General features: G+C 67.9%; 25 protein-coding genes and 2 riboswitches. Of the genes, 9 read left to right on the forward strand and 16 right to left on the reverse strand.

Annotation, left to right across the window (positions count from 1 at the left end):
* Nucleotides 1–29 precede the first annotated feature (29 nt).
* Nucleotides 30–143, forward strand: a riboswitch (SAM riboswitch).
* 94 nt (nt 144–237) lie between these two features.
* The 3 genes from ACZYZ5_RS14170 to ACZYZ5_RS14180 are packed head-to-tail and all read left to right on the forward strand — an operon-like array spanning nt 238 to nt 2,081.
* The gene (locus ACZYZ5_RS14170; RefSeq protein WP_463902527.1) at nt 238–465 is read left to right on the forward strand and encodes a DUF1737 domain-containing protein; all 228 of its coding nucleotides are present in this window, start codon (nt 238–240) and stop codon (nt 463–465) included.
* Complete coding sequence (locus ACZYZ5_RS14175) at nt 462–872, forward strand: rhodanese-like domain-containing protein (RefSeq protein ID WP_463902443.1); 411 nt, start codon at nt 462–464, stop codon at nt 870–872. The genes ACZYZ5_RS14170 and ACZYZ5_RS14175 overlap by 4 nt, the downstream gene beginning before the upstream one ends.
* A complete protein-coding gene (locus ACZYZ5_RS14180; RefSeq protein ID WP_463902446.1) occupies nt 873–2,081 on the forward strand; it encodes an O-succinylhomoserine sulfhydrylase in 1,209 nt (402 codons plus the stop codon). It begins immediately after the preceding gene.
* 18 nt (nt 2,082–2,099) lie between these two features.
* Here the strand turns inward: ACZYZ5_RS14180 and ACZYZ5_RS14185 are convergent, their stop codons facing one another.
* The 5 genes from ACZYZ5_RS14185 to ACZYZ5_RS14205 form a co-directional block, all read right to left on the reverse strand.
* Nucleotides 2,100–3,293 carry a glutamate--cysteine ligase 2 gene (locus ACZYZ5_RS14185; protein ID WP_463902448.1) on the reverse strand — a complete coding sequence of 398 codons (1,194 nt, stop codon included), beginning with the start codon at nt 3,291–3,293 and terminating at the stop codon, nt 2,100–2,102.
* Between the two features lie 123 nt (nt 3,294–3,416).
* Nucleotides 3,417–4,940, reverse strand: coding sequence for a UDP-N-acetylglucosamine 1-carboxyvinyltransferase (locus ACZYZ5_RS14190; RefSeq protein ID WP_463902450.1), 1,524 nt, complete (start codon nt 4,938–4,940; stop codon nt 3,417–3,419).
* 96 nt (nt 4,941–5,036) lie between these two features.
* Complete coding sequence (locus ACZYZ5_RS14195) at nt 5,037–5,840, reverse strand: energy-coupling factor transporter transmembrane component T family protein (protein WP_463902451.1); 804 nt, start codon at nt 5,838–5,840, stop codon at nt 5,037–5,039.
* Nucleotides 5,837–7,489, reverse strand: coding sequence for an ABC transporter ATP-binding protein (locus ACZYZ5_RS14200; RefSeq protein WP_463902453.1), 1,653 nt, complete (start codon nt 7,487–7,489; stop codon nt 5,837–5,839). The genes ACZYZ5_RS14195 and ACZYZ5_RS14200 overlap by 4 nt, the downstream gene beginning before the upstream one ends.
* Before the next feature lie 16 nt (nt 7,490–7,505).
* Entirely contained in the window at nt 7,506–8,195 is a 690-nt protein-coding gene (locus ACZYZ5_RS14205) for an ECF transporter S component (protein WP_463902455.1), read from the reverse strand.
* A 67-nt stretch (nt 8,196–8,262) separates the two neighbouring features.
* A riboswitch (TPP riboswitch) is annotated at nt 8,263–8,406 on the reverse strand.
* A gap of 208 nt (nt 8,407–8,614) precedes the next feature.
* On the opposite strand from ACZYZ5_RS14205, the gene ACZYZ5_RS14210 reads away from it, so the two are divergent.
* Complete coding sequence (locus tag ACZYZ5_RS14210) at nt 8,615–9,145, forward strand: heme-degrading domain-containing protein (RefSeq protein WP_463902456.1); 531 nt, start codon at nt 8,615–8,617, stop codon at nt 9,143–9,145.
* A gap of 112 nt (nt 9,146–9,257) precedes the next feature.
* Here the strand turns inward: ACZYZ5_RS14210 and ACZYZ5_RS14215 are convergent, their stop codons facing one another.
* From ACZYZ5_RS14215 to ACZYZ5_RS14225, 3 genes are read right to left on the reverse strand one after another with little or no spacing between them, the layout of a single operon-like run.
* The gene (locus ACZYZ5_RS14215; RefSeq protein WP_463902457.1) at nt 9,258–10,097 is read right to left on the reverse strand and encodes a sugar phosphate isomerase/epimerase family protein; all 840 of its coding nucleotides are present in this window, start codon (nt 10,095–10,097) and stop codon (nt 9,258–9,260) included.
* Entirely contained in the window at nt 10,094–11,308 is a 1,215-nt protein-coding gene (locus tag ACZYZ5_RS14220; protein WP_463902459.1) for a dihydrodipicolinate synthase family protein, read from the reverse strand. The genes ACZYZ5_RS14215 and ACZYZ5_RS14220 overlap by 4 nt, the downstream gene beginning before the upstream one ends.
* Complete coding sequence (locus ACZYZ5_RS14225) at nt 11,308–12,477, reverse strand: Gfo/Idh/MocA family protein (RefSeq protein ID WP_463902460.1); 1,170 nt, start codon at nt 12,475–12,477, stop codon at nt 11,308–11,310. The genes ACZYZ5_RS14220 and ACZYZ5_RS14225 overlap by 1 nt, the downstream gene beginning before the upstream one ends.
* 178 nt (nt 12,478–12,655) lie before the next feature.
* Here ACZYZ5_RS14225 and ACZYZ5_RS14230 point away from each other — a divergent pair, with 178 nt between their 5' ends.
* Nucleotides 12,656–13,768: a LacI family DNA-binding transcriptional regulator gene (locus tag ACZYZ5_RS14230; protein WP_463902463.1), complete on the forward strand. Its 1,113-nt coding sequence runs from the start codon at nt 12,656–12,658 to the stop codon at nt 13,766–13,768.
* Between the two features lie 41 nt (nt 13,769–13,809).
* The gene (locus ACZYZ5_RS14235) at nt 13,810–14,073 is read left to right on the forward strand and encodes a DUF4235 domain-containing protein (protein WP_463902464.1); all 264 of its coding nucleotides are present in this window, start codon (nt 13,810–13,812) and stop codon (nt 14,071–14,073) included.
* Nucleotides 14,074–14,104: 31 nt separating this feature from the next.
* Here the strand turns inward: ACZYZ5_RS14235 and mnhG are convergent, their stop codons facing one another.
* From mnhG to ACZYZ5_RS14265, 6 genes are read right to left on the reverse strand one after another with little or no spacing between them, the layout of a single operon-like run.
* Nucleotides 14,105–14,521 (reverse strand): monovalent cation/H(+) antiporter subunit G, encoded by a 417-nt coding sequence (gene mnhG, locus ACZYZ5_RS14240; RefSeq protein ID WP_463902465.1) that lies wholly within the window; start codon nt 14,519–14,521, stop codon nt 14,105–14,107.
* Nucleotides 14,511–14,789 (reverse strand): MrpF/PhaF family protein, encoded by a 279-nt coding sequence (locus ACZYZ5_RS14245; protein ID WP_463902467.1) that lies wholly within the window; start codon nt 14,787–14,789, stop codon nt 14,511–14,513. The genes mnhG and ACZYZ5_RS14245 overlap by 11 nt, the downstream gene beginning before the upstream one ends.
* Nucleotides 14,786–15,331, reverse strand: a complete 546-nt coding sequence (locus ACZYZ5_RS14250) for a Na+/H+ antiporter subunit E (RefSeq protein WP_463902468.1) — start codon at nt 15,329–15,331, stop codon at nt 14,786–14,788. Before ACZYZ5_RS14250 ends, ACZYZ5_RS14245 begins: the two co-directional genes overlap by 4 nt.
* Nucleotides 15,328–16,941 carry a Na+/H+ antiporter subunit D gene (locus tag ACZYZ5_RS14255; RefSeq protein ID WP_463902470.1) on the reverse strand — a complete coding sequence of 538 codons (1,614 nt, stop codon included), beginning with the start codon at nt 16,939–16,941 and terminating at the stop codon, nt 15,328–15,330. The genes ACZYZ5_RS14250 and ACZYZ5_RS14255 overlap by 4 nt, the downstream gene beginning before the upstream one ends.
* On the reverse strand, nt 16,938–17,513 hold the full coding sequence (locus ACZYZ5_RS14260; protein ID WP_463902471.1) for a Na(+)/H(+) antiporter subunit C: 576 nt from the start codon (nt 17,511–17,513) through the stop codon (nt 16,938–16,940). The genes ACZYZ5_RS14255 and ACZYZ5_RS14260 overlap by 4 nt, the downstream gene beginning before the upstream one ends.
* Complete coding sequence (locus ACZYZ5_RS14265; RefSeq protein WP_463902472.1) at nt 17,510–20,521, reverse strand: Na+/H+ antiporter subunit A; 3,012 nt, start codon at nt 20,519–20,521, stop codon at nt 17,510–17,512. Before ACZYZ5_RS14265 ends, ACZYZ5_RS14260 begins: the two co-directional genes overlap by 4 nt.
* Nucleotides 20,522–20,671: 150 nt before the next feature.
* Here ACZYZ5_RS14265 and ACZYZ5_RS14270 point away from each other — a divergent pair, with 150 nt between their 5' ends.
* Genes ACZYZ5_RS14270 through ACZYZ5_RS14280 form a run of 3 tightly spaced genes read left to right on the forward strand, consistent with a single transcriptional unit; the run spans nt 20,672 to nt 23,798 of the window.
* Nucleotides 20,672–22,075 carry an MFS transporter gene (locus ACZYZ5_RS14270; protein ID WP_463902474.1) on the forward strand — a complete coding sequence of 468 codons (1,404 nt, stop codon included), beginning with the start codon at nt 20,672–20,674 and terminating at the stop codon, nt 22,073–22,075.
* A gap of 39 nt (nt 22,076–22,114) precedes the next feature.
* Nucleotides 22,115–22,597, forward strand: coding sequence for a cation:proton antiporter regulatory subunit (locus tag ACZYZ5_RS14275; RefSeq protein WP_441406228.1), 483 nt, complete (start codon nt 22,115–22,117; stop codon nt 22,595–22,597).
* Between the two features lie 4 nt (nt 22,598–22,601).
* A complete protein-coding gene (locus tag ACZYZ5_RS14280; RefSeq protein WP_463902476.1) occupies nt 22,602–23,798 on the forward strand; it encodes a cation:proton antiporter in 1,197 nt (398 codons plus the stop codon).
* On the opposite strand, the gene dcd is transcribed toward ACZYZ5_RS14280, so the two are convergent.
* Together dcd and ACZYZ5_RS14290 are read right to left on the reverse strand one after the other, a co-directional pair.
* A complete protein-coding gene (dcd, locus tag ACZYZ5_RS14285) occupies nt 23,795–24,370 on the reverse strand; it encodes a dCTP deaminase (RefSeq protein WP_463902478.1) in 576 nt (191 codons plus the stop codon). The two genes, ACZYZ5_RS14280 and dcd, sit on opposite strands and share 4 nt — an antisense overlap.
* A 50-nt stretch (nt 24,371–24,420) precedes the next feature.
* Nucleotides 24,421–24,864 carry an SRPBCC family protein gene (locus ACZYZ5_RS14290; protein ID WP_463902480.1) on the reverse strand — a complete coding sequence of 148 codons (444 nt, stop codon included), beginning with the start codon at nt 24,862–24,864 and terminating at the stop codon, nt 24,421–24,423.
* Between the last annotated feature and the right edge of the window lie 35 nt (nt 24,865–24,899).

Raw genomic sequence — 24,899 nt, forward strand, 5'->3', positions numbered from 1 at the left:
CCGGCGTCGCAGGTGTTACGTTTTTGGTGAGTAATGAGAACCGGCGCCAAGCCCTGACTGGCCGGTCGGCAACCCTCCTTCCGCGGCGGGGTGCCTCAGGTGAATACTCGGCATATCGACCACTCGAGCTGCAAGCGTGAAAGAAGGAGATCCGTCGTGCCTGACGCGTCCGCCCCCGCTGTCCCCGTAACAGCACCCGCCCCGACCCCCGCAGTCCCCGGTGCCGCCGAGGAGAGACTGGCGTACCGCCTGTTCACCGGCGCCGATGACCGCGCCTTCTGCGAGCGCGTCTCGGCCGCCCTGACGGAGGGCTATGTGCTGCACGGCGGCCCTGCCGCCACGTCCAACAGCGGCCGCGTAATCGTGGCCCAGGCCGTCGTGCTGCCGGCCGCGGTCGCCAGCGCCGATGCCGCCGTCGCCAATGCCGTGGATGACCTTGAGTTCGACGGCGAGGGCCACGCGTGAGCTACGCCGGGGACCTCAGCCCGCAGGAGGCCTGGGCCAAGCTGGAAGACGGCGCCATCCTGGTGGACGTCCGCACCGAGGGCGAATGGGCGCACATCGGCATCCCGGACACCAAGGAAACGGAGAATGACCCGCTCTTCATCCAGTGGAACCTGGCCGGCGGCATTCCCAACTCCCAGTTCGTTGAGCAGCTCAAGCAGCAGACGCCGGAGAATGCCGGCACCGAACTGGTCTTCCTGTGCCGTTCGGGCGCCCGGTCCATCGCCGCGGCGATCGCGGCGACGGAGGCCGGGTTCATCTCCTACAACGTCCTTGAGGGCTTTGAAGGCGAGCCGGACCGCTACGGCGAACGCACCGTCAACGGCTGGAAAAACCGGGGCCTGCCCACCAACCTCGGAAAGCACTAAGTGAGCTTCAACCCCGACGCCACGGGCTGGAGCGCCGACACCCAGGCCGTCCGCGGCGGACTCGACCGCACCGGCTTCCAGGAAACCTCCGAACCGGTCTTCCTGAATTCCGGTTTCGTGTACGAATCCGCGGCCGCCGCGGAGCGTGCCTTTACCGGTGAGGACGAGCGCTTCGTCTACTCCCGCTACGGAAACCCCTCGGTGGCCACGTTCCAGGAGCGGCTCCGGCTGCTCGAAGGCACCGAGGCCTGCTTCGCCACCGCCTCGGGCATGTCCGCGGTCTTCACTGCCCTCGGCGCCCTGCTGGCCGCCGGCGACCGGGTCGTCGCGGCCCGTTCGCTGTTCGGGTCCTGCTTCGTGATCCTCAACGAAATCCTTCCCCGCTGGGGCGTCGAGACGGTCTTTGTGGACGGCCCGGACCTGGAGCAGTGGCGGGCGGCGCTGTCCGAACCGACGACGGCGGTCTTCTTCGAGTCGCCGTCGAACCCGATGCAGGAAATCGTGGACATCGCCGCCGTGAGCGACCTCGCGCACGCCGCCGGGGCGACGGTCGTCGTCGACAACGTCTTCGCCACCCCCCTGCTGCAGCGCTGCGGGGAGCTCGGCGCAGACGTGGTCGTGTATTCAGGGACCAAGCACATCGACGGCCAGGGCCGGGTGCTCGGCGGGGCGATCCTGGGTACCAAGGAGTTCATCGAGGGCCCGGTCAAGCAGCTCATGCGCCACACCGGACCGGCGCTCTCCGCGTTCAACGCCTGGGTGCTGACCAAGGGGCTGGAGACCATGGCCCTGCGCGTGAACCACTCCTCCGCGTCCGCGTTGCGGCTGGCCGAATGGCTTGAGGAGCAGCCCGCCGTCAGCTGGGTCAGGTATCCGCTCCTGCCGTCCCACCCGCAGTACGAGCTGGCCGCCCGGCAGATGAAGGCCGGCGGCACCGTGCTGACCTTCGAGCTCTCCCCGTCCGCCGGACGTTCGGCGAAAGAGGCGGCGTTCGCGCTGCTCGATGCGTTGCGGATCATCGACATCTCCAACAACCTGGGCGATTCGAAATCGCTCATCACCCACCCCTCCACCACAACGCACCGGGCCATGGGGCCCGAGGGCCGGGCGGCGATCGGGCTCGGCGACGGCGTCGTGCGCCTCTCCGTGGGCCTTGAGGACCTCGAGGACCTGGTCCGCGACCTCGGCCAGGCGCTCAAGCAGGTCTAGGGCTGTGCCGGTCCGCCGTCAGGGCCGGCCGCGGCGGACCCGGCCCAGGGAGGAGCCCTGGTCCGCAGGGTCCCCCGTAACGGTTCCCTGAATGGTCACGTCGGCGGCCCGTTCGACGACGGCGGCCAGCCCTCCTGGGTGGAACGGCTCCCGCTGCAGCTGCGACCCGGTGCCCTCCGCCAGGATCCGGCCGACGCCCGCCCGCACCAGCTCCAGCTCACCCTGCTCCTCCAGCACGGGGGCCACAAAGTCCACGAGCGCATGGACCACTTCCGCGGCGGGAGCCGGGGTGAAGGTGCCGAAGTCCAGCAGCTGCCCGCCGAGTCCGCAGTTGCTGGCCTGCCAGGCGGCCATCCGCAGCAGCAGGGTCGGCACCGGGGCGGGATCGACGCCGTCGTTCCATTCCCGGGACGCCGACTCGACGAGCGCACGCACCAGCACGGCGATCAGCGCCGCGTCCTCGGCGCGGAGGCAGACATCGGCGACCCGGATCTCCACGGTGGGATGCTGCCGGCACAGCCGTGCGTCGAAGTAGACCATCCCTTCGTCCATCAGGACGCCGCTTTCGATCAGCCGGGTCACCACCCGCCGGTAGACCGGCAGGCTGCCGAAGATCATCGTGGGACCCGACCCGGGCCAGCGGTTCCAGGCCTGCGTGCGGTAGCTTTCGAACCCGGTCTCCGCGCCGTTCCAGTAGGGGGAGTTCGCGCTGAGCGCGATCAGCACGGCGAGCTTGTCGCGGATCCGGTCCATCACGGCCACGCCTTCCTCCGGAGACTCCACGAAGGTATGGACGTGCAGGCCGCAGGTCAGCTGGTTCCGGACCGTGAGTCCGAAGCGTTGCTGCATGGTCAGATAGCGCTGGTTCGGCGTCAGGTGCGTGGCGGAACCGTGCGGCGAGGTGGCGAGGGCGGCGACGCGGCCGCCGTGCACCCGGGCGGCGCGGTCCGCGTGGGCCCGGCCCTGATTGAGCTGCCGGAGCAGTTCGGTGTAGTCCAGGCACGGCCGCGTCTGGGTTTCGATCTGTTCCAGTTTGAGTTCGTAGCTGAAATCGGTGCCGACGCCGACGTCGTGCAGCCGTGCCGGGTCGACCGGGCCCGCGTCCTGCTTCGGCGGGACCAGGCTGGGCAGCATGACGTCGGCGAGGGCCAGCAGCATCCCCGTTTCGGGGTCCACTATCAGCAGTTCTTCCTCCACGCCGAAGGTGCGCATGGTTCTATTGTGCGTCAGGATCCAACGAAACGCTCTACCTCAACGCGGGGTCACTCCGCACCGCATGCGGCGTCTCCCGATGGGCGCGGAGTGACCCCCGTGGCCTGGAAATGTCCAGAGGATTCAGTCTTGGAAGTACTCGATCTTCGCGCCGATGGTGTTGAGCCGCTCGGCCAGGTCCTCGTAGCCGCGCTCGATCACGTAGATGTTGCGCAGTTCCGAGACGCCGCGGGCGGCGAGCATTGCCAGCAGCAGGCAGGCCGCGGGGCGGAGAGCCGGAGGGCAGCCCACCTCGGCCGCGCGCCATTTGGTGGGTCCGTTGACGTAGATCCGGTGCGGGTCCAGCAGCTGCACCCTGGCGCCGAGTTTGTTCAGCTCGGTCAGGTAGATCGCCCGGTTGTCATAGACCCAGTCGTGGATCATTGTCTGGCCCTCGGCATTCGCGGCGATGACCGCGAAGAAGGGCAGATTGTCGATGTTCAGCCCGGGGAAGGGCATGGGGTGGATCTTGTCTTCGGGGGCCCGCAGTTCCGAGGTCCGGGTGGTGACATCCACCAGCCGGGTGCGCCCGTTCCGGGCCAGGTATTCGCCGGACACCTCCAGCCGCTGGCCCATCTGTTCCAGCGTCGCGAGTTCGATTTCCATGAACTCGATCGGGACGCGCCGGATGGTCACATCCGAGTTGGTGACGATGCCGGCGGTGATCAGGCTCATCGCCTCGATCGGGTCCTCGGAGGGGAAATATTCGATGTCGGCGTCGACGGCGGGGCGGCCGGTGATCTTCAGCGTGGTGGTGCCCACGCCCTCGATCCCGACGCCGAGCATCTGCAGGTAGAAGCAGAGGTCCTGCACCATGTAGTTGGGGCTGGCGTTGCGGATGACAGTGGTGCCGCTGCGGTGTGCGGCGGCCATGATGGCGTTTTCGGTGACGGTGTCGCCGCGTTCGCTGAGCACAAAGGAACGGTCGTGCCGGTCCGACGGCGGCGCCTGCACGGCGTAGAAGCCGGCCTTGGCGTCGACGCTGAGGCCGAACTGGCGCAGCGCCTGCATGTGCGGCTGCACGGTGCGGGTGCCGAGGTCGCAGCCGCCGGCGTAGGGCAGCCGGTAGGCGTTGGATTCATCCAGGAGCGGGCCCAGCAGCATGATGACACTGCGGGTCCGGCGGGCCGCCTCGACGTCCATCGAATCGAGGTCCAGCACGGCGGGGCGGCGGATCTGCAGGTCACTGGCGTTGAGCCAGGTGCATTCGACGCCGATGCTGGTCAGCACCTCGACGATCCGGTTGACCTCTTCGATCCGGGCGAGCCGCCGCAGGGTCGTGGTGCCGCGGTTGATCAGGCTGGCGCAGAGCAGGGCGACGCCGGCGTTCTTGCTGCTGTTGACGTCGACGGAGCCGGACAGGGTGCGGCCGCCCTCGACCCGGAGGTGCGTCATGGCCGGCCGGCCCACCTTGACGATGCTGCGGCCGAAGATGGACTCGAGCCGCTGGATCATTTTCAGGCTCAGGTTTTGCTTGCCCTGTTCCATTCGGGCAATCGCGCTCTGGCTGGTGCCCAGCTCGGCGGCGAGCTGCCCCTGGGTCCAGCCTTTCTGGCCACGGGCGTCGCGGAGCAGGGCGCCAACTTCTTCAGCAGTCTCTTGAGTCATACCCAGAAAATATCACGAATGATCTACCAACACGCGGCATTCCGGTCGCAATGCCGCCAATCTCACAGGAATACCCGTTCCGTGCGATAACCGCAGCTACTGCCGGGCGAGAAAGACCATGTTCCAGGTACCCGCCGCCAGCGAGGCGGCGACGGCGGTACCGGCAATCAGCACCCCGCCCAGCAGCACCCAGGCATCCACCCCGCTGAAGCTCGATTTCCGGGCCCAGGTCCGGTGTGCGCCGCCGAAGCCCCGGGCCTCCATGGTGACCGCGAGCCGGGAGGCGCGCCGGACGGCCTGCACCAGCAACCCGAAGCTCTGCCCCAGGGTGGCGCGGAGCCGCTGCAGCGGATTCCCGTGGGAGCCCACGCCGCGAGCGCGGCGTGCCATGCCGATGGTCTGCCATTCTTCGCCCATGAGCCCCACGAGCCGCATCGCCGCAAGGGTCCCGAGGACGAAACGGTGCGGCAGCTTCGCCTTCTGCGCGAGGGCATCCGCCAGGTCCGTGGGGTCTGTGCAGCTCATCAGCAGCACCGCCGGCAGCGCGATGGCCAGGCCGCGGATCATGAACCCCACTCCGAGTTCGAGGGAGCCCTCGCTGATCGACCAGATCCTGGCGTCGAGCAGGATGCTCCCGCTGTCGGGGGCCAGGATCGTGGTGCTCCAGCCGCCCAGCGCGGCGGCCAGAATCAGCGGCCAGCCCCGCTGCCAGAGCAGGCCGAGGGTCAGTCCGGCCAGCGGAAGAAGCGCCAGCTCGAACGCGAGGGCCACCGAGGCGGACACCCAGTCGATCGACAGCGCCAGCACCATCGTAATGAGCATCACGGCGGCGAACTTCGCCAGCGGGTTGGCGCGGGTCAGCAGGGCATGGTTGCCGCGCAGCGTCAGTTCCTGCCTCATGGCGCGGGGACCTTCCCCGGTTGCCGGTGTCTCGGTTCTGGATGTCCCGGTTCCCGGCGTTCCGGGGCCCGGAGGCTCAGCTCGGTGCCGCCCAGGACCGCGCTGAATTCGGCATCGTGCGTCACGGACACAACGGCCGTGCCGTCGTCGAGCAGTTCGGAGAGGAAGGAGGCGAGCTCGGCCCAGGTGTTGGCGTCCTGGCCGAAGGTGGGTTCGTCCAGGACGAGCACCTGGGGATGGGCGGCGAGGACAGTGGCCACCGACAGGCGCCGCTTTTCGCCGCCCGAGAGCGTGTAGGGGTTGGCGTCCACGAGCTCCGTGAGCCGCAGCCGCTCCAGCAGCTCGTCCACACGATCCTCGCCGCGGCCCAGGTGCCGGGGCCCGAACATCAGCTCGTCGAGCACCCGGCCGGTGACGAACTGGTGCTCGGGTTCCTGGAACACGGTGCCGATCCTGGCGATCAGCTGCTGGGCCTTCCACCGGTACGGGTCAATCCCGGCGCCGGCGCTGAGTTCCACGGTGGCAGAGACCCTGCCGGACACGGGCGCGAGCAGCCCGGCGAGCGTGAGGGCGAAGGTGGACTTCCCCGAGCCGTTGGGCCCGGTGACGGTCAGGGCCTCCCCGGCCCGGACCTGGGCCGTGATGCCGGCCTGCACGGGCTGCGGCGGGATGGGCCGGAAGCCGCCGCGGAGACCGGCCCGCCGCGGACGTTCGCGCGAAACGGCCAGGTCCTCCGCGGCCAGCAGCAGCCGCCCCGCGGTGCCGGCACCGGGCGCGGTTCTCCCGGATGCCCCGGCGTCCCGTGTGCCGCGCGCGCGGGTCGGGGGCGCGTAACCGGGCACCCAGACGCCCGCCGCGGTGAGCATGTCCCGTGCCTGCGCCAGGACCTGGTCCGGCGGCCCGTCGATCAGCACGGCGGAGTCCGTGGCGGAACCGGGCTGCAGCACCACGATCCGGTCCACGAGGTCCTTCCAGACCGAGACCCGGTGCTCCACCACCACCAGGGTGGCGCCGGTCTTATCCAGGCAGCGGCCGACGGCGTCGCGGACCTCCAAGACGCCGGCGGGATCGAGGTTCGCGGTTGGTTCGTCGAGCAGGATCAGTCCGGGGCGCATCGCCAGGATGCCGGCGAGCGCCAGGCGCTGCTTCTGCCCCCCGGAGAGCGACGACGTCGGGTGGTCCAGCGGCAGCCGGCCCAGCCCGACGTCGTCGAGCGCTTCCGCGACCCGTGACCAGATATCCGCCGCGGGCACGGACAGGTTCTCCGCGCCGAACGCGACGTCGTCGCCGAGGCGCGAGAGCACCACCTGGGTCTCCGGGTCCTGCTGCATCAGCCCGGCCCGGCCGCGCCGGGACCGCGGCGGGGCACCGTCGATCAGCAGGCTGCCGGACTCGTCCGCATCCTCGGCCTCCGCCGCGGCGCCGGAGGCAGGGTGAGCGCCGCCCGTGGAGTTGTCGCCGAGCACACCGGCCAGGGCGTGGAGCAGCGTGGATTTGCCGGCACCCGAGGGTCCCAGCAGCAGCACGCGCTCCCCGGGCCGGATGTCCAGGTCTAGGCCGCTCACCGCGGGCCGGGACCGGCCGGCGTGCCGCCAGCCCCAGCCCCGGGCGGTGACCGTGGCCGGGCGGACCGTATCGGAGGATGTCATGATCGGTGTTCGGACGTCAGGAGAAGACCGGCTCCGTGGCGGCTTTGCGGGAGGCAAAGGAACTCAGCACACCGGTCCTGGCCAGGCCGCGGGTGGCGAGCCAGGACAGCCCGCCGGCGATCACGGCGCCCGAGATGGCCGTGAAAATGATGTACGCGAGCTTGTCCCCGCCGGCGTACGCGATGTTCCAGCCCCAGGGCAAAAACGAATCATTCAAACCGCAGAACAGGCCCGCCCCGGCACCGGCCAGCAGGGACACCGGCAGGTTGAACTTCTTGTACATGAAGGCGGCGAAAACCAGTTCGGCGCCAAGGCCCTGCAGCATGCCGGAGATGAGTACGGTGGTGCCGTACTGCGAGCCCATGATCAGCTCGCCGGTGGCGGCCACGGTTTCGCAGAACAGTGCGGCGCCCGGTTTGCGGATAATGAGCATGCCCAGTACCGCGGGGATCATCCAGCCGCCGGCGTAGAGCCCGGTGAGCGGCGGGTAGAACGCGTTGACGGGGGCGGAAATGAGGTTGGCGCCCTGGGACCAGGCCCAGAAGATGACGCCGCCAGCCACCGCGATCAACGCGGCCACCACAATGTCCACCACACGCCAGTTGTGGCTGCGCTTGGCGGGCGTCGGGGATGGTTGGTGCTTGGCAGGTTCTTGCTTGGCAGGTTCTTGCTTGGCAGATGTGTGCTCGGCTGATGTGTCAGTCATATCGTCCTCCTGAGGAACAGGAGGGGAGAGTGACCCGGGGGCCCACAGCTTCCGCCGCCGTCCCGCGCACTCTGAGAACTCGACTCCCTTGCGCCGGTACTAACCGGATCAGGTTCGAGGGTCTGCGGCTGTCCGCACTCTCAGCGCCCACCTGTGGTTTCCCCGGATTCCTCCGGTGATGCCCGACGGCGGCGCTCCCCTGTCGTATCTAAATATCGCCCTTGTGGGCGTGGACCAGTTTACACCCGTGAAGGGTTGTTTTCCCGGGCCCGCCGTCACAATCCGCCGGCTTCGGCGCCCGCGCCCCGCAGCGGCCGGCTTGGTAGAGTCGCACAAAGCATGGGAACGCCGGACGCCGGGGCCTGCCGGCCACAGCGGCGGCTTACAAACGGAAGCTGAATCAATTGAACAATTCACCAGTGACTTCCCCCGACTACGACCCGGACGCCGCGGAACCGCAGCCGCACGGGTCCCTGGGTGCGCTCATCGGCCGCATTTTGGCCGAAATGAATGAGCTGCAGTTCCGGTCGTTCAGCAAGGATGACGCCCTGGACCTGGGACTCCTCCTGGTGGAACTGGGCCGGCGGCGTTCCCACCCGATCGCCATCGATATCACCAAAGGTGAGCAGGTGCTTTTCCACGCGGCGCTGGAGGGCGCCACCCCGGACAACGAACGCTGGATCAGGGCCAAGCAGCGCACTGCCGTGCGGTACGAGGTCCCCTCGCTGCTGGTCGGCCTCCGGGCACGGGCAGCCGGGGGAAGGATCGAGGACAACGCCTGGTTCGACCAGCAGGAGTTCGCCGCGCACGGCGGCGCCTTCCCCATCTACCTGCGCGGAACCGGGATGGTCGCCACCGTCACGGTCTCCGGGCTGCCGCAGAAGGCCGACCACGAGCTGGTGGTGGAAGCCCTCTCGGAGATCCTGGGCCGCGCCGCGCCGTCGGACTAGACCCAGCCGCTCACCGCATCGAGGACATGCTCGCTACGCTGCTGGCGCTTCCCCTGCGGGGGCCGCCCCCGGGGCGCCCTCCGCGGCCAGGACCCGCATCGCCCGGCGCCCGCTAGGCGTATGGCAGGACCAGGTCGGCGTAACGCGCTTTGATGGTCTCCAGCGTGCTGTCGCCGTCCGTGTCCCAGATTTCCTGGTTGAAGATTTCCACTTCGATGTCGCCGGTGTAGCCGGCGTCGCGGACCCAGGTTCCGATCGTGGCGAAGTCGATGACGCCGTCGCCCATGTATCCCCTCGACAGCAGTGCGTCGGTGGCGATGGGAAGGTTGAAATCGCAGACCTGATAGGACGCGATCCGGTGTTCCCGGCCGGCACGGTCAATCTGCGCCTTCAGTTCCGGGTCCCACCAGACGTGGAAGGTGTCGACGGCGACGCCGACGGTGCTCGTGTCGAAGGGAGCGGCGAGGTCGAGGGCCTGGCCCAGGGTGGAGATCAGGGCGCGGTCCGCGGCGTACATGGGATGCAGCGGCTCGAGCACCAGGCGGACACCGTTTTCGGCGGCGAACGGCACCAGGTCAGCCAGGCGGTCGGCAACGCGCCGCCGCGCGGCCACCACGTCCTTTTCGCCCGGGGCCAGTCCGCCCACCACAAGGAACAGCTCCCGGGTGTCGAGAGCCACTGCCTCGAGGATGGCCGCCCGGTTATCGGCCAGGGCCGCTGCCTGGCCCTCCCGGTCAGCCGCGGTGAGGAACCCGCCGCGGCAGAGCGAGGACACCCGCAGGCCGGCGTCCCTGATCAGCCTGGCAGCCTCGTCCAGCCCGGCGTCAGCGACGATGTCCCGCCAGGGGCCGATCGCGGGGATACCGGCCCGGACGCACCCGTCGACCGCCTCGGCCAGGGTCCATCTCTTCGTGGTGGCGCTGTTCAGGGACAGCCGGGAAAAGTCGCTCATCGTGTTACTCCGTTGATTCGAAGGAAATCGGACATCCGGAACGCGGCGAGGGCCGGGCGCTGGAGCAGTCCGGCTTGGTCAGCCAGCTCGAAGGTCTTCGCCAAATGGACCACTGAGCGGCCGGAATGCAGCCCGCCCACCATCTGGAAGCCCGGCTGCTGCCCGTTGAGCCAGGACAGAAACGCGATGCCGGTTTTGTAGTAGAACGTGGGCGCACTGAAAATGTGCTTGCCCAGTTCCCGGGTGGAATCCAGAATGGCGCGACCCCGGGCGGCGTCTCCGGCGTCGTAGGCCTGCAGCGCGGCGGACGCTGCCGGGTAGATCGCAGCGAAAATACCCAGCAGCGCGTCCGAGTGGCGGGTGCCGTCACCGTGGATCAGTTCCGGATAGTTGAAATCGTCACCGGTGTAAAGCCGGACCCCGCTGGGCAGCGCCGCCCGGAGGGAGACCTCATGGGCCGCGTCCAGCAACGAAACCTTGACACCGTCAACCTTGGATGAGTTCTCCCGGATCAGGCTGAGGAACGTTTCGGTGGCCTGGGAGACGTCGTGCGAGCCCCAGTACCCGGCCAAGGCGGGGTCGAACATGGTGCCCAGCCAGTGCAGGATGACGGGCCGGTCAACTTCCCGGAGCAAGGTGGAGTAGACGCTCAGGTAGTCGTCTGGCCCCTGGGCGACCTTCGCCAAGGCGCGCGAGGACATCAGGATGACTTTCGGTCCTGCCTCACTCACGACCGCGATCTGCTCGCGGTAGGCCTCCAGCACCGCCTGAACCCCGGCGGCGCCGGGCTGCAGGAGTTCCAGCTCGAGCTGGTCGGTACCTGCCCCGCAGGACACCAGGTCCCGGACTGACTTTCCGGCCGTGGCGGCGCCATTGGCTGCGACGACGGAGGCCGCTTCGACACCGGTGCGCTTAATGAGCTGCTGCGTGGCAGCCCAGTCCAGGCCCATGCCGCGCTGGGCGGTGTCCATGGCGTCGGCGACGCCCAGGCCGTAGGACCAGAGCTCGTGCCGGTAGGCCATGGTGGCTTCCCAGTCGAGGCGCGCTGGTGCGCCGGGGGTGTTGTCGGCGGTGGCGTCGGGGATGACGTGCGCGGCGGCGTAGGCGCGGCGCGACGTCAGGGGCGCAGTCGGGCGGGCCCAGGGCGTGCTGTCCTGCAGGCGGTATTCCCGTGTGCCGCCGTCGTGGGACGGAAGGATCAGGGATGTCATCAGAGCGTGATCTCCGGGATATCGATGGTGCGGCGCTCGTCATTGGACTGCAGGCCCAGCTCCGCGAGCTGCACGCCGCGGGCTGCGGAGAGCAGGCCGAAGCGGTGCTCGCGGCCTGCCACAACGTCGCGCAGGAATTCCTCCCATTGGAGCTTGAAGCCGTTGTCGAGTTCGGCGTTCGCAGGTACTTCCTGCCACTGGCTGCGGAAGGATTCCGTGACCGGCAGATCCGGATTCCAGACGGGCTTGGGCGTGTGGGCGCGCTGCTGCGCGACACACTTGTTCAGGCCGGCGACGGCGGAGCCATGCGTGCCGTCGATCTGGAATTCCACAAGTTCGTCACGGTAGACCCGGACTGCCCAGGACGAGTTGATCTGCCCGACAACCTGGTCGCCACCTGGGGTTTCGAGTTCGAAGATGCCGTAGGAGGCGTCATCGGCGGTGGCCGCGTATTCCTTGCCGGCCTCGTCCCAGCGTGCCGGGATGTGGGTGGCGGTCTTGGCGGTGACGCTCTTGACCTTGCCGATGATGCCTTCGAGGACATAGTTCCAGTGGCAGAACATGTCGGTGGTCATTCCGCCGCCGTCTTCCTTGCGGTAGTTCCAGGACGGGCGCTGGGCAGCCTGCACGTCGCCCTCGAAGACCCAGTAGCCGAATTCGCCGCGGATGGACAGGACGCGGCCAAAGAACCCTTCGTCCACGAGCCGGCGCAGTTTGACCAGGCCCGGCAGGTACAGCTTGTCGTGCACAACGCCTGCAGTGACGCCGGCCTCAGCGCCGATGCGCGCCAGCTCGATCGCTTCTTCCAGAGTTTCAGCAGTCGGCTTCTCGGTGAAGATGTGTTTGCCGGCCAGCATGGCCTTCTTGAGGGTGGCAGCACGCAGGCTAGTCATGGACGCGTCGAAAATAACGTCGACGCTGGGATCGTTGATGACGGAGTCGAGATCGGTGGTCCATTCCGCGACCTTGTGCAGCTCCGCGAGCTCACGGATCTTGGCTTCGTTTCGGCCCACCAGGATCGGCTCGACCTGGACGCGGGTGCCGTCTTCCAGCGTGAATCCGCCGGCGTCGCGGATGGGAAGAATGGAACGCAGCAGGTGCTGGCGGTACCCCATCCGCCCGGTAATGCCGTTCATGGCGATGCGGATCGTCTTTGTTTCGAAGCCCATGGCGTGTCCTCCAGAGTGGATGGTTGTCGGTCAAGCTGCTGGGAAAGCGCATTCCCACTTTCTTCATCATGCATTCCCGCAGCCACATTGGCAAGCGCTTTCCAAGAAATTGCTACACTGTGATCAACGCCAAGGGTTCGATTGCCCGAAGGTAAAGAGCCAAGTCGAGGGGAATACCGTGGCCGCGAGCACACTAGCCGAGGTGGCCCGACTGGCCGGGGTCTCCCTGGCCACCGCTTCCCGCGTCCTAAATGGATCTGCCAGGACGCCCGGCCCCGGCATCGCGGAGCGGGTCCGGAAGGCCGCCGACTCGCTTGGCTACGTTCCCAACGCCCAGGCCCAGGGGCTGGCCAGGTCGAGCTCCGGCCTGATCGGGCTGATTGTGCATGACATCGCCGACCCCTACTTCGCGTCCATCGCCCGCGGTGTCCAGAAGACGGCGCGGGACCAGCACAAGATGGTCCTGCTGGCCACCACCGACGGAACACCGGACGATGAGCGCGCCGCCGTCGCTGCCTTCGCTGCCCGCCGGGCAGACTCCATCGTGATTGCCGGGTCGCGCTCCACCCGAGCGCAGGACGGTGCGGCCAACGCCGCCCTGGCCGCCGAACTTGACCGGTACTGCCGCAATGGCGGCCGGGTGGGCACGGTGGGACACCCCATCCTCGGAACAACATCCCCGGAGGGATACCACGTCGTGGCCGTCCCGAATGAAGAACTGGCCGCTGAGCTCGCCCGCGAGCTCGCCGCGGGCCACCACCCGGACGGCTTCACCATCATCGGCGGCCCCGACGGGCTGCTCACCTCCGACGACCGCGTCCGCGGTTTCCAGCGCGGACTGGCCGCGGCCGGCGTCCCGCAGGCGGAGGTCCTGCGCACCGGATTCGACCGCGCCGGAGGCTACGAGGCAGGGCTGACGCTGGCAAGAAGGCTCCGCGGCACACGAAACGCTGAGGCACCGCCACGTGGTGCAGCGTCCCGGCCGTGCGTCTTTGCCGTCAATGACGTCATGGCCATTGGCGCCGTGGCAGCGCTGCGCGCCAAAGGATTGAAGGTCCCCCGGGACGTCATGGTCGCAGGTTTCGACGACATAGAAACGTTGCAGGACTTCCGCCCGCCCCTGACCACGGTCCACCTGCCCTTGGAGGAGCTGGGCAGGCTCGCCGCGCTGGGAGGCGTCGAAGTTTCAGGCGAAGATGCCCCCGCCCGCCCGAGGGTCACCGGTAACGTCATCCTCCGACGCAGTACCGGGACCGGTGCCGCGGCTCACCCCGCGGGCAAGGACCGCTAGGCTAGGGGAAACCCTGTTTCCTCCCACAAGGAGTCCGAAGAATGAACATCTTGATCAAACTGCTCGGCACCGGCGTCAGCCTGCTCGCCGGCTTTGTTGGCACCAAGCTCGTAGACAGCTTCTGGGAGAAAGCAACCGGCAGCCAGCCGCCCAAGGGCAACGACGACGATGTGCCCACCACGCTGCGCTCGGCCCTGACTTTCGCGCTGATCTCAGCGGCCGTCAGCGCCATCATCCAGGTCCTCGCCAACCGCGGCACCCAGCGCGCGATTACGCGCTTCGCCAAGTCCCAGGACATCGTTTAGGGCGCATCGTTTAGGGCGCATCGTTTAGCCCTCACCGCCCGGCGGTGGCCTCGTCGCCGTCGTCATCGGCTAAACCGCGTTTGCCGGCCGCCTGCTGCACCACTGCCTCGAGTTCGTCCGTGCTGAGCAGCTCCGGGTGCAGGTGCTTCGTCCGGTAACCGGCGCGGCCGACCATATGCGCGGACACCGGGACGGTGAGCAGCTGGAAGATCCACGCCACGACCAGCACCGGCCAGACCCACCAGGTGCGCATTTGCAGGCCCAGCGCGAAGAGCAGCAGGAACAGTCCCAGCACCTGCGGCTTGGTGGCTGCGTGCATCCGCGTCATGAGGTCCGGGAAGCGGAGCAGGCCCACCGCCGCGGCGAGGGACATCAGGGCGCCGACCACCATAAAGACCGCCGAGACGGCGTCGATCACGGTGTCGCCGGAAAATGTCTCAGGATTCACGGGTCTTCTCCCGACGGTCGGCAACGAAGCGGGCGACCGTGACGGAGCCGACGAACCCGATGAGGGACACCGCCACCAGCAGCATGAGGTTGTTGAGGTTCCGGTTAGCGGCCATGTCGATACACAGCGCGGCGCCCACGATGGCCAGCAGCACGTCCGCGGCCAGCACCCGGTCCAGCAGCGAGGGGCCCCGCGCGATCCGGATGATCGCGCCTCCGGCGGCCAGGGAGAGCACCACGGCGGTGACGGTCAGGACCAGCTGCATCATGCCGCCACCTCCTGGTTGAGGGCGGACAGTTCGGCTTTGGTGCCCATGATCCTGATCAGTCCCGCTTCCGTGTCGCGGACGTCCTTGCGCAGCTGCGCGGCGTCCACGGCGTTGCGGACGTTGATGCCGTGGATGTAGAGCGTGGACGTGGAGCGGTCCACCTCCACGACAAGCGAACCGGGGATCAGCGCCGTGATGTGGCCGGTCGCGGTGACCAGCAGGTCGGAGTGGCTCCGGAGCGGGACGGCAACGACGGCGCTGATCACCTTGGGGCCCTTCGCCACGGCCAGGTAGAGGACCTGGAAGCTCGCTGCCACCACTTTGGCCAGGAACATCACGGCGAACGGAACCGCCCGGAGCACGTTGAAGCGCCCGCCGAGTTCCACCGGCGGCAGGTAGAACAGCCGGGCCACCAGGACGGCGATAAGGGCACCGAAAAGCAGGTTCCCGGGGCTGAAGTCCCGCCAGAGGGCGCCCCAGACGATTACGAGCCACACCAGCAGCGGGAGTTCCTGCCGCAGCGAGATCCGTTTCCGGCTCATTTGGACACTTCCAGCGGCTCGGGCTGGGCGATCGCGGGGACGGGCGCGTCCTCGCCGAGGACCGCCTGGATGTACGAGGTCCGGTCCAGCATCTCGACGGCGGACTGGTCCGCCACCCTAAACAGCGGACCGGCGAAGATGGTCAGGCCGACGCCGAAGATGACCAGGCCCAGGGTGGACCCCACCATGGTCCGCGGCAGCAGGGTGACGTTGGTTTTGCCGGCCCGGTCCCCCGTGGCCGAATCCGCGGGGGCGGCCAGCAGCACCGGATCGGGGTGTTCGGCGTCCTCGGGCTTGCGCCAGAAGGCGCGGTTCCAGACGCGGGCGATGGCCAGCAGGGTCAGCAGGCTGGTCAGCACCCCGCCGATCACCAGGGCGTAGGCCAGCGGGGTTCCCAGCTGCACCCCGGCCTGCAGCAGCCCCAGTTTGCCCAGGAACCCGGAGAACGGCGGGATGCCAGCCAGGTTCATGGCCGGAACGAAGAAGAGCACCGCCAACATCGGCGACAACTTCGCGAGCCCGGCGACGCGGTCCATCGAGGAACTGCCGCCGCGGCGTTCAATCAGGCCGGTGACCAGGAACAGGCTGGTCTGGATGGTGATGTGGTGCGCCACGTAGTAGACGGCGGCGCCGAGCCCGGCCACCGAGGACATCGCGAGTCCGAACACCATGTAGCCGATGTGGCTGACCAGGGTGAAGGACAGGAGTCGTTTGATGTCGCTCTGGGCCAGGGCGCCCAGGATCCCCACGATCATAGTCAATAGGGCGGCGACCATCAGCGGGGTATTAAAGGTGTCACCCGGGAACAACAGCGTTTCGGTGCGGACGATCGCGTAGACACCCACCTTCGTGAGCAGGCCGGCGAACACCGCCGTGACCGGGGCCGGCGCCGTCGGGTAGGAGTCCGGGAGCCAGAAGGACAGCGGGAAGATGGCCGCCTTGATGCCGAACGCCACGAGCAGCATCACGTGCAGCAGATTCTGCGTGCCCTGGTCCAGGTCCGCGAGCTTGACGGCGAGGTCGGCCATGTTGATGGTGCCGGTGGCGCCGTAGATCATCGCGATCGCGATCAGGAAGAGCACCGAGGACACCACGGAGACCACCACGTAGGTCACGCCGGCCCGGATCCGCGGCCCCGTCCCGCCGAGGGTCATCAGCACGTAGCTGGCGGTCAGCAGGATCTCGAATCCCACGTAGAGGTTGAACAGGTCCCCGGAGAGGAAGGCGTTGGACACCCCGGCGACCAGGATCAGGTACGTGGGGTGGAAGATCGACACCGGCGCGTCCCGGTCGCCGTCGGCCATGCCCTGCCCGGTGGCGTAGATCAGCACGGCGAGGCTCACGGAGGAGGAGACCACCAGCATCAGCGAGGAGAACTGGTCCACCACCATCACGATGCCCCACGGCGGGAGCCAGCCGCCGATATTGACCGCCGCCGTTCCACCGTTCCAGACAGAGGCCATCAGCCAGCACTCCAGCAGCAGCGTCAGGGACAGCAGCGCAATGCTCACGGTCCGTTGGGCGCGCGAGTGCCGGATCAGCAGGAAGGTCAGGGCCGCGCCGAGGATGGGAAGGAGGACGGCGAGCGGGGCGAAACTGGCAACGTTCACTGTCCGCCTCCTTCCTTGGGTGGGGTGATTTTCAGGGATCCGGGCTGTTCCTCCGAGGCGGCTTCCCCGGCGTCGAGCTTGCGGCCGGCGACCTTGACCGTGGCCACGGCCCCGTCGGGAACGTCGGACACCGACTGGCCGTCCGAGCCGATCATGGTCAGGGGGAACTCGGAGGTTTCCACCGGGATCACGGAGTCGTCCTCCACGTCGAAGCTGGGGGTCTTCGCGACCCTGCGGTCCTCGGCGTCGTCCTGGATCTCATCCTCGCGGGCCAGCACCCAGGTCCGGTAAATGATGCCGAGCATAAACGCCGTGACGGCGAAGGAAATCACGATCGAGGTCAGGATCAGGGCCTGCGGCAGCGGATCGTTGTACTCCGCGGCGGCGGTGTCCTTGCTGTACATCGGGGCCAGGCCGGCGTAGCCGCCGGTGGCGAGGAGCAGCAGGTTGGTGGCGTTCGCGAGCAGCATCAGGCCCAGCAGGACCCGGGTCAGGCTGCGTTCCAGAATCAGGTAGATGCCGCACGCGTAGAGGGCTCCCATGACCGTCAGCAGGGTCAGGTTGACGCTCATGCTTTCCCCCTGGCAGTGGTTTCGGCCGGGATCCCGCCGGTCTCCTGGCCGTCATCGGACGGTGCGGGCGGGTGTTCCTCGAAGTGTTCGTCGATTTCCGCTCCGAGGCTGCGCAGCACGTCCAGGGCCAGACCGACCACGACGATGTACACGCCGATGTCGAAGATCGTGGAGGTGACGAACTTGACGTCACCGAAGACCGGCAGCCAGAACTCGATGATGGCGCTTTGGAACACCTCGCCGCCGAGCAGCAGCGGCATCAGACCCGAGGCCGCAGCGGTGGCGAGACCGATGCCCAGCAGGGTGCCGGCGCTGATCGGGGTGGCCTCGCGCAGCTCGAAGCGGCCGCCGGCGAGGTAGCGGACGGTGAGCGCCAACCCGGCCATGAGGCCGCCGGCGAAGCCGCCGCCCGGCGAATTGTGGCCCGCCAGCAGCAGATAGATGGAAAAGACGATCATGGAATGGAAGACCAGCCGCGTGACGACCTCGAAGATGATGGACCGTCGTTCCGGCGCCAGGGTCCGGCCGGCGACGAGCCAGGCGTCGCGGCTGGAGGCCGCGAACCGGCGGCTGATGGCCAGTGTGGCGTCGTCGCGGGTGCTGCCGGCGCCGGCGCCGGGGCGCCGGCGCCCGACGGTGCCCTCGGCCACGGTGGAGGAGGCCCGGATCCCCTCGCCGCGGCCCCGGACGAAGATGAGGCTGGCCACGCCGGTGGCCGCCAGGGCCAGTACCGAGATCTCCCCGAAGGTATCCCAGGCCCGGATGTCCACCAGGGTCACGTTCACGATGTTCAGCCCGCCGCCGCCCTCGTACGCCAGCCTCGGGAATTCGAGCGACACGGGCGCGGCCACCCGGGCGCCCAGGGCGAAGATGGCGACGAAGACCATGGTGATGCCGAAGGCGGCGCCGATGATCACCCGCACCACCCGGTACTTCCCACCGGTCCGATCGCGCAGTTCGGCCGGAAGGCTGCGCATGGCCAGGACGAAGGCCACCAGGATGATGGATTCCACCAGCATCTGGGTCAGCGCGAGGTCCGGGGCGCCCTGCAGCGCGAACATGAGGGCAATGCCGTAGCCGGTGACGGACACCATCAGCACGGCCAGGAAGCGCTTATTGGCGCGCACCGCGGCCAGCGCCCCGATCACAATTCCGGCACCCACCACGATCTGCAGCGGGGCGTTGGGGTCGATGAAGTAGAGATCCTGCGGCATTGGTTTGTTGGCCAGCACCAGCGCGGTCAGCGGCAGCACGAATGCCACGGTAAGGATGACGGACAGGTAGAAGTACAGCGAACCGCGCTGGGTCCGGCCGGTGATCCAGACCGCGGCGTCGTCGAGCGCACCAATGGTCAGCTGGTAGGTCCGGTCGCCGTCGATCCAGCCGGGAACCAGGCCCTGAAGCCGGGAGACCGCATTGCGACCGTAGAACATGGCCAGGCCGAGGACGAAGGTGACGGCGGTCAGTCCCAGGGCAGGGGTCACGCCGTGCCACAGCGCAAGGTGTCCGGTGACGGCCGCCGGGTCCTCGCCGGCGGGCACGAACAGCGCCGCGTACGGCTGGATCCAGCCGTCCACCGGGGCCGGCCACAACCCGTAGACGATGGTCAGGAAGCTCAGGATGGCGGGGGCGGCCAGGAAGGCAGGTTTGATCGGTTTGAACGGGGTGGTCCCGACGCCGGGCTTGACGGCGAAGGCGCCCCACATGAACCGGGCGCTGTAGGCAAAGGTCAGGATGGAGCCCAGGACCACGCCGATCAGGATCACAGTCCCCCACGGGCCGGTGGCGGGATCAGCGCTGTAGTGGATGAAGGCTTCGAAGACCGATTCCTTCGCGACGAAGCCGGCCAGCGGCGGGATGCCCGCCATCGATGCGGCGCCGATGGCGGCCACGACGGCGAGGGCGCGGGAGGAACGGTAGACGCCCGAGAGCTTGCGGATGTCACGCGTTCCGGCCTGGTGGTCGATGATGCCCACCACGAGGAAGAGCGTGGCCTTGAACAGTCCGTGGGCGAGGAGCAGGGCAATACCGGCCAGCGCCGCATCGGCTTGGCCAAGCCCCACCACCATGGTCATGAAGCCGAGTTGGCTGACCGTGCCGTAGGCCAGGATGAGCTTGATATCCGTCTGCCGCAGCGCCCGGTAGCCGCCGACGAGCATCGTGGCGAGGCCGAGGCCGAGGACCACCGGCGGCCAGTACGCGGTGTCCGAGAATCCCGGCGCCAACCGTGCCACGAGGTATATGCCGGCCTTCACCATGGCCGCGGCGTGCAGGTAGGCGCTTACCGGGGTGGGGGCTGCCATGGCGCCGGGGAGCCAGAAGTGGAACGGAACGAGCGCCGATTTGGTGATGGCACCGACCAGAATGAGGACGACGGCGGCGGCCACGGCGCCCGCGGCGGGCCCGGTGACGAGCGCGGGGGCCAGTTCGAGGAGGGTCGAGATCCGGTAGGTTCCGGCGTTGAAGCCAAGGATGATCAGGCCCACCAGCATGGCCAGGCCGCCTGCGGTGGTCACGATGAGGGCCTGCAGGGCGGAACGCCGCGCTGAGAGCCTGGTCCGGGCGTAGCCGATCAGCAGGTAGGACAGGACCGTGGTGAGTTCCCAGAAGATGAACATCAGGAGCAGGTCATCTGCCGTCACCAGGCCGAACATCACCCCGGCGAAGGCCAGCAGCTGGGCGCCGAATCCGCCGAGGTAGTCGTCCTTGTCCTTGAAGTACCGGGCGCAGTAGACCAGTACCAGCGCCCCCACACCGAGGACGAGAAGGGACATGACCCAGGCCAGGGCGTCCATCCGGAAGGCAAGCTCAATTTCCAGTTCGGGGATCCAGGGCAGGACCTCGGACACGCCGGCGCCGGAATAGACGGCGCCGTGCTGCAGGAGCAGCCAGACGAACGAGCCCGCAGGCACCGCCGCGAGGGCGTAGAACGAATTCCGGCCGAACTTCCGGAAGAGAAATGGCGCCACAGCGGCCACCGCAAAGTGCACGGCAAGGACTGTGATCACTGGTATCTCCGCAACGTCAGGAATTCGATTGTCAATAAGTTGGAGCAGGCGGGGCATTCGTTAGGTTCAGTCCGGACAGTTTACCAAGCGTGGACAAATTCTTTTCACACGGTGTCCCGGCCCCGGCGCACTGCGGATAACATTCACGCTATGAACTCCGCTGCTGCCCCCGAGGCCATGCGACCCGCCTCGGAACTGGAATCCGGAAGCCAGGTCTCGCATAAGGGCCGAATTCTCGCATGGGCAGCCTGGGACTGGGGCTCGGCCGCCTTCAACGCGGTGATGACCACGTTCGTCTTCACGGTGTACCTGACCTCCAATGCCTTCGGCGGGGAGGACCAGGCCACCGCGGTCCTGGGCGGCGCACTAGCCATCGCCGGTGCCGCCGTCGCGCTGCTGGCACCTGTCACCGGGCAGCGCTCGGACAGCGGCGGGCGCCGGAAGCTGTGGCTGGGAGTTAACACGGCCGCCGTCGCGCTCCTGACAGCGCTGTGCTTCTTCGTGTTCCCCCGTCCGGAGTTCCTGCTGCTCGGCGTGACGCTGATTGCGCTGGCGAATGTGTTCTTCGAGTTTGCCGGCGTGAACTACAACGCCATGCTCGCCCAGATCTCCACACCGAAGAACATCGGCAAGGTCAGCGGGTTCGGCTGGGGCATGGGGTACCTCGGCGGGATCGCTGCGCTGCTGATAGTGCTCCAGCTCTTCGTCCAGCCCAGCTTCGAGTGGTTCGGCGCCGCGACGGAGGACGGCCTGAACATCCGCCTGGTCGCGGTCTTCTCGGCCTTGTGGTTCTTCATCTTCGCGCTGCCCGTGCTGTTGGCGGTGCCGGAGCTGCCCAGGACCAGGGGTGGCGCCGGCCTGGGGTTCCTGGCCTCCTACGGCCTGCTGGTGCGGCGGATCAAGGCGATCTACCGGACCAGCCCGCACACCATCTACTTCCTGCTCGCCAGTGCCGTGTTCCGGGACGGGCTGGCGGCGGTGTTCACCTTCGGGGGCATCATCGCCGCCGGTACCTTTGGCTTCGAACTCAAGGACGTCATCGTCTTCGCGATCTTCGGGAATGTCGTGGCCGCCGCTGGCGCCATCCTGGGCGGCTTCCTCGACGACCGGATCGGGCCGAAGGCGGTCATCATCGCGTCGCTGGTGGGACTGCTGATCGCCGGCTCGATGATCCTGGTCCTCGGCAACGGGGACCATTCCTTCCTGGGCATGGACTGGGCCGGCACCACCACGTTCTGGACCTTCGGCCTGTTCCTGTGCCTCTTCGTGGGGCCCGCGCAGTCCTCCTCGCGGGCCTACCTGGCCCGGCTTGCCCCGCACGGCGAGTCCGGCGAGCTGTTTGGCCTGTACGCCACCACCGGCCGGGCCGTCAGCTTCCTCGCCCCCGCACTCTTCACGCTCTGCATCGCCGTCGCTGCCCCGCTGGTGGAACCCGGCGAGGCACAGCGCTGGGGAATCCTCGGCATCATGGTGGTGCTCCTGGCCGGGCTGCTGCTCCTGCTGCCGGTGAAGGCACCGGACGAGACCGACATCGCGGTGGTCCCCGCGGCCTGAAGCTGCCCGGAAAGCCCTCCGGCGCACTAGGCTGGAGGCATGAACGTGGATGAAACGGACCTGCCGGGACTGGGCCGGCGCAAGGATTTCATGACCGCCTCCGGGCGGCGGATCGGCGTCGTGGAATACCGCGAAGGCCAAACCGAACTGATCGTCTCCACGTGGGACGATCCGGACACCTGCCAGGCGTCCATCCCGCTGACCGCCGATGAAGCCGCCGCGCTGGGGAACCTGCTCGGCGGCCAGCGGCTGGCCATGCAGCTTTCCGAAGCCCACCGCGAGGTCCCCGGGATCGTCACCCGGCAGTTCTCCATCGCCGCCGGTTCCCCGTTCCACAACCAGCCGATGGGCAAGGCCGCCATCCGGACCCGTAGTGGCGTCTCGATCGTCGCAATAATGCGCGAGGGCGAGGTGGTCCCCTCACCGGGACCCGACGTCGTCCTGCACCCCGGTGATCTCCTCGTTGCAGTAGGAACGCAAGAAGGCCTGGACACGGCTGCCGGCATCCTGCGCAACGGCTGAAAGCATGGATCCGCTCGCTCTGACCCTGATTGAACTCGGGGCCGTCGTCTTTTGCCTCGGCATCCTGGCGAGGCTGGCCGGGCGGATCGGCATGTCCCCTATCCCGCTGTACCTGATCGGCGGCCTGTTCTTCGGGGCCGGTGGTGTCGTGAAACTCGAAGGTATGCACGAATTTGCACATCTCTCGAGCGAAATTGGCGTTATCCTCCTCCTACTCATGCTCGGGTTGGAATATACGGCCGCCGAACTGGTCACAGGGCTGCGGCGCTCCTGGCAGGCCGGTGTCCTGGACCTCGTCCTGAATTTCCTGCCGGGCGCCCTGCTGGCGGTCCTGCTGGGCTGGGGAGTCGTCGGAGCGATGGTGATGGGCGGGGTCACCTACATTTCGTCCTCCGGGATCGCGGCCAAGGTGATCACGGACCTGGGGCGGATCGGTAACCGCGAAACCCCGGTGGTGCTTTCGATTCTCGTGTTCGAGGACCTCGCCATGGCAATCTACCTGCCGATCCTGACGGCGACCCTGGCCGGGGTCAGCTTCGTCGTGGGGCTGCAGACCGTCGGGATCTCACTCGCCGTCGTCACCGTGGTGCTGCTGGTGGCCCTGCGGCATGGGCACCAAGTGTCCAAGGCGGTGCACAGCGAGAACTCCGAGGTGTTCCTGCTCAACCTGCTGGGGGCCGCGCTGCTGGTTGCCGGCCTGGCCTCGGCCATGCAGGTGTCCGCCGCTGTAGGCGCCTTTATGCTCGGGATCGCGATTTCGGGGGCCACCGCGCACAACGCCACCAGGATCCTGGAGCCGTTGCGGGATCTCTTCGCGGCCATCTTCTTCGTGGTCTTCGGCCTCAACACCGACCCCTCCACCATCCCGCCGGTGCTTGGCTGGGCGCTGCTGCTGGCCGTCGTCACCGCTGCCACCAAGATGATCACTGGCATCTGGGCGGCGAAGCGCGCCGGGGTCGGTCTGCCGGGACGCTTCCGCGCCGGCGCCGCACTGATCGCCCGCGGGGAGTTCTCGATCGTCATCGCCGGCCTGGCCGTCGCCTCCGGCGTGGTGCCCCCGGAGCTCGCAGCCCTGGCCACAGCTTACGTGCTGATCATGGCCGTGACAGGCCCGCTCGCCGCCCGGTTCGTGGAACCGGTCGTGGCGATGCTGCGCCGCCCGGCGAAACCGCCCGCGGTTCGGACCGCGGACGGCGTCTAGACGTTGGTGCGGTGGAAGTTCAAGTGGCTGCGGCTCGCCGTCGGCCCGCGCTGGCCCTGGTAGCGGTTGCCGTACTCGCCGGACCCGTAGGGGTACTCGGCGGCGGAGGTGAGCCGGAAGAAGCACAACTGGCCAATTTTCATGCCCGGCCACAGCTTGATCGGCAGCGTCGCCATATTGGACAGTTCGAGCGTCACGTGCCCGGAGAACCCGGGATCGATAAATCCTGCGGTCGAGTGCGTGAGCAGGCCCAGCCGGCCCAGCGAGGACTTACCCTCAAGCCGGGCGGCGACGTCGTCGGGAAGCGTCACCGTTTCGTAGGTGGAGCCCAGGACGAATTCGCCGGGATGCAGGATGAAGGGTTCGCCGGCCTCAACCTCCACCAGGCGGGTCAGCTCGGGCTGGTCCTCCGCCGGATCGATGTGGGCGTACTTGTGGTTGTCGAAGAGCCGGAAGAACCTGTCGATCCGGACGTCAACCGACGATGGCTGAACCATGGCAGGGTCGAACGGCTCCAGAACGATCCGTTGGGAGTCAATTTCGGCACGAATGTCGCGGTCGGAGATCAGCACAGTCTCAAAATTACCGTACTCGCCGGGGGCAAGAGTGCGTGGGGCGAGTATTACAGCCCCGTCTGCTCCTCCAGGACCGACTTGAGCTGCTCCAATTGGCAGACCTCCGCCTTCATCCGGCGGCGGAAGGGGGACTTCAGCCGGGCCAGGAGGCCCCGGGGCTCGCATTCCACGGCAAAGCGGACGCGGGTGCTCCCGCCTTCCGTGCTCAGGTAGAAGCCGCCGCGCGTGAGCTCCGGCCCGCCCAGGACCCGGTACTGGATTTCCGCCCCGGGCCGCGCCTCGGTGATCTCGATGTCTCCGCAGACGGCGCATCCGCCCGGATCGGCGCCGGTCTGCCGGTACACGGCGCCCTTGGTCCCCGCAGCCCCTGATGCAAGTTCAATGCTGCGGACTCCGGCACGCCATCTCGGCAGATTGCGGGCGTCCAGCAGGAAGTCGTACACGCTCATGGCATCCCGGTTGATGACGACGTCGTATGCTGCGATTGCCACGGAAATCCTTGCTCGGCGGACGGCTGATGGGCGTA

The organism is Pseudarthrobacter ribosi (assembly GCF_055412865.1).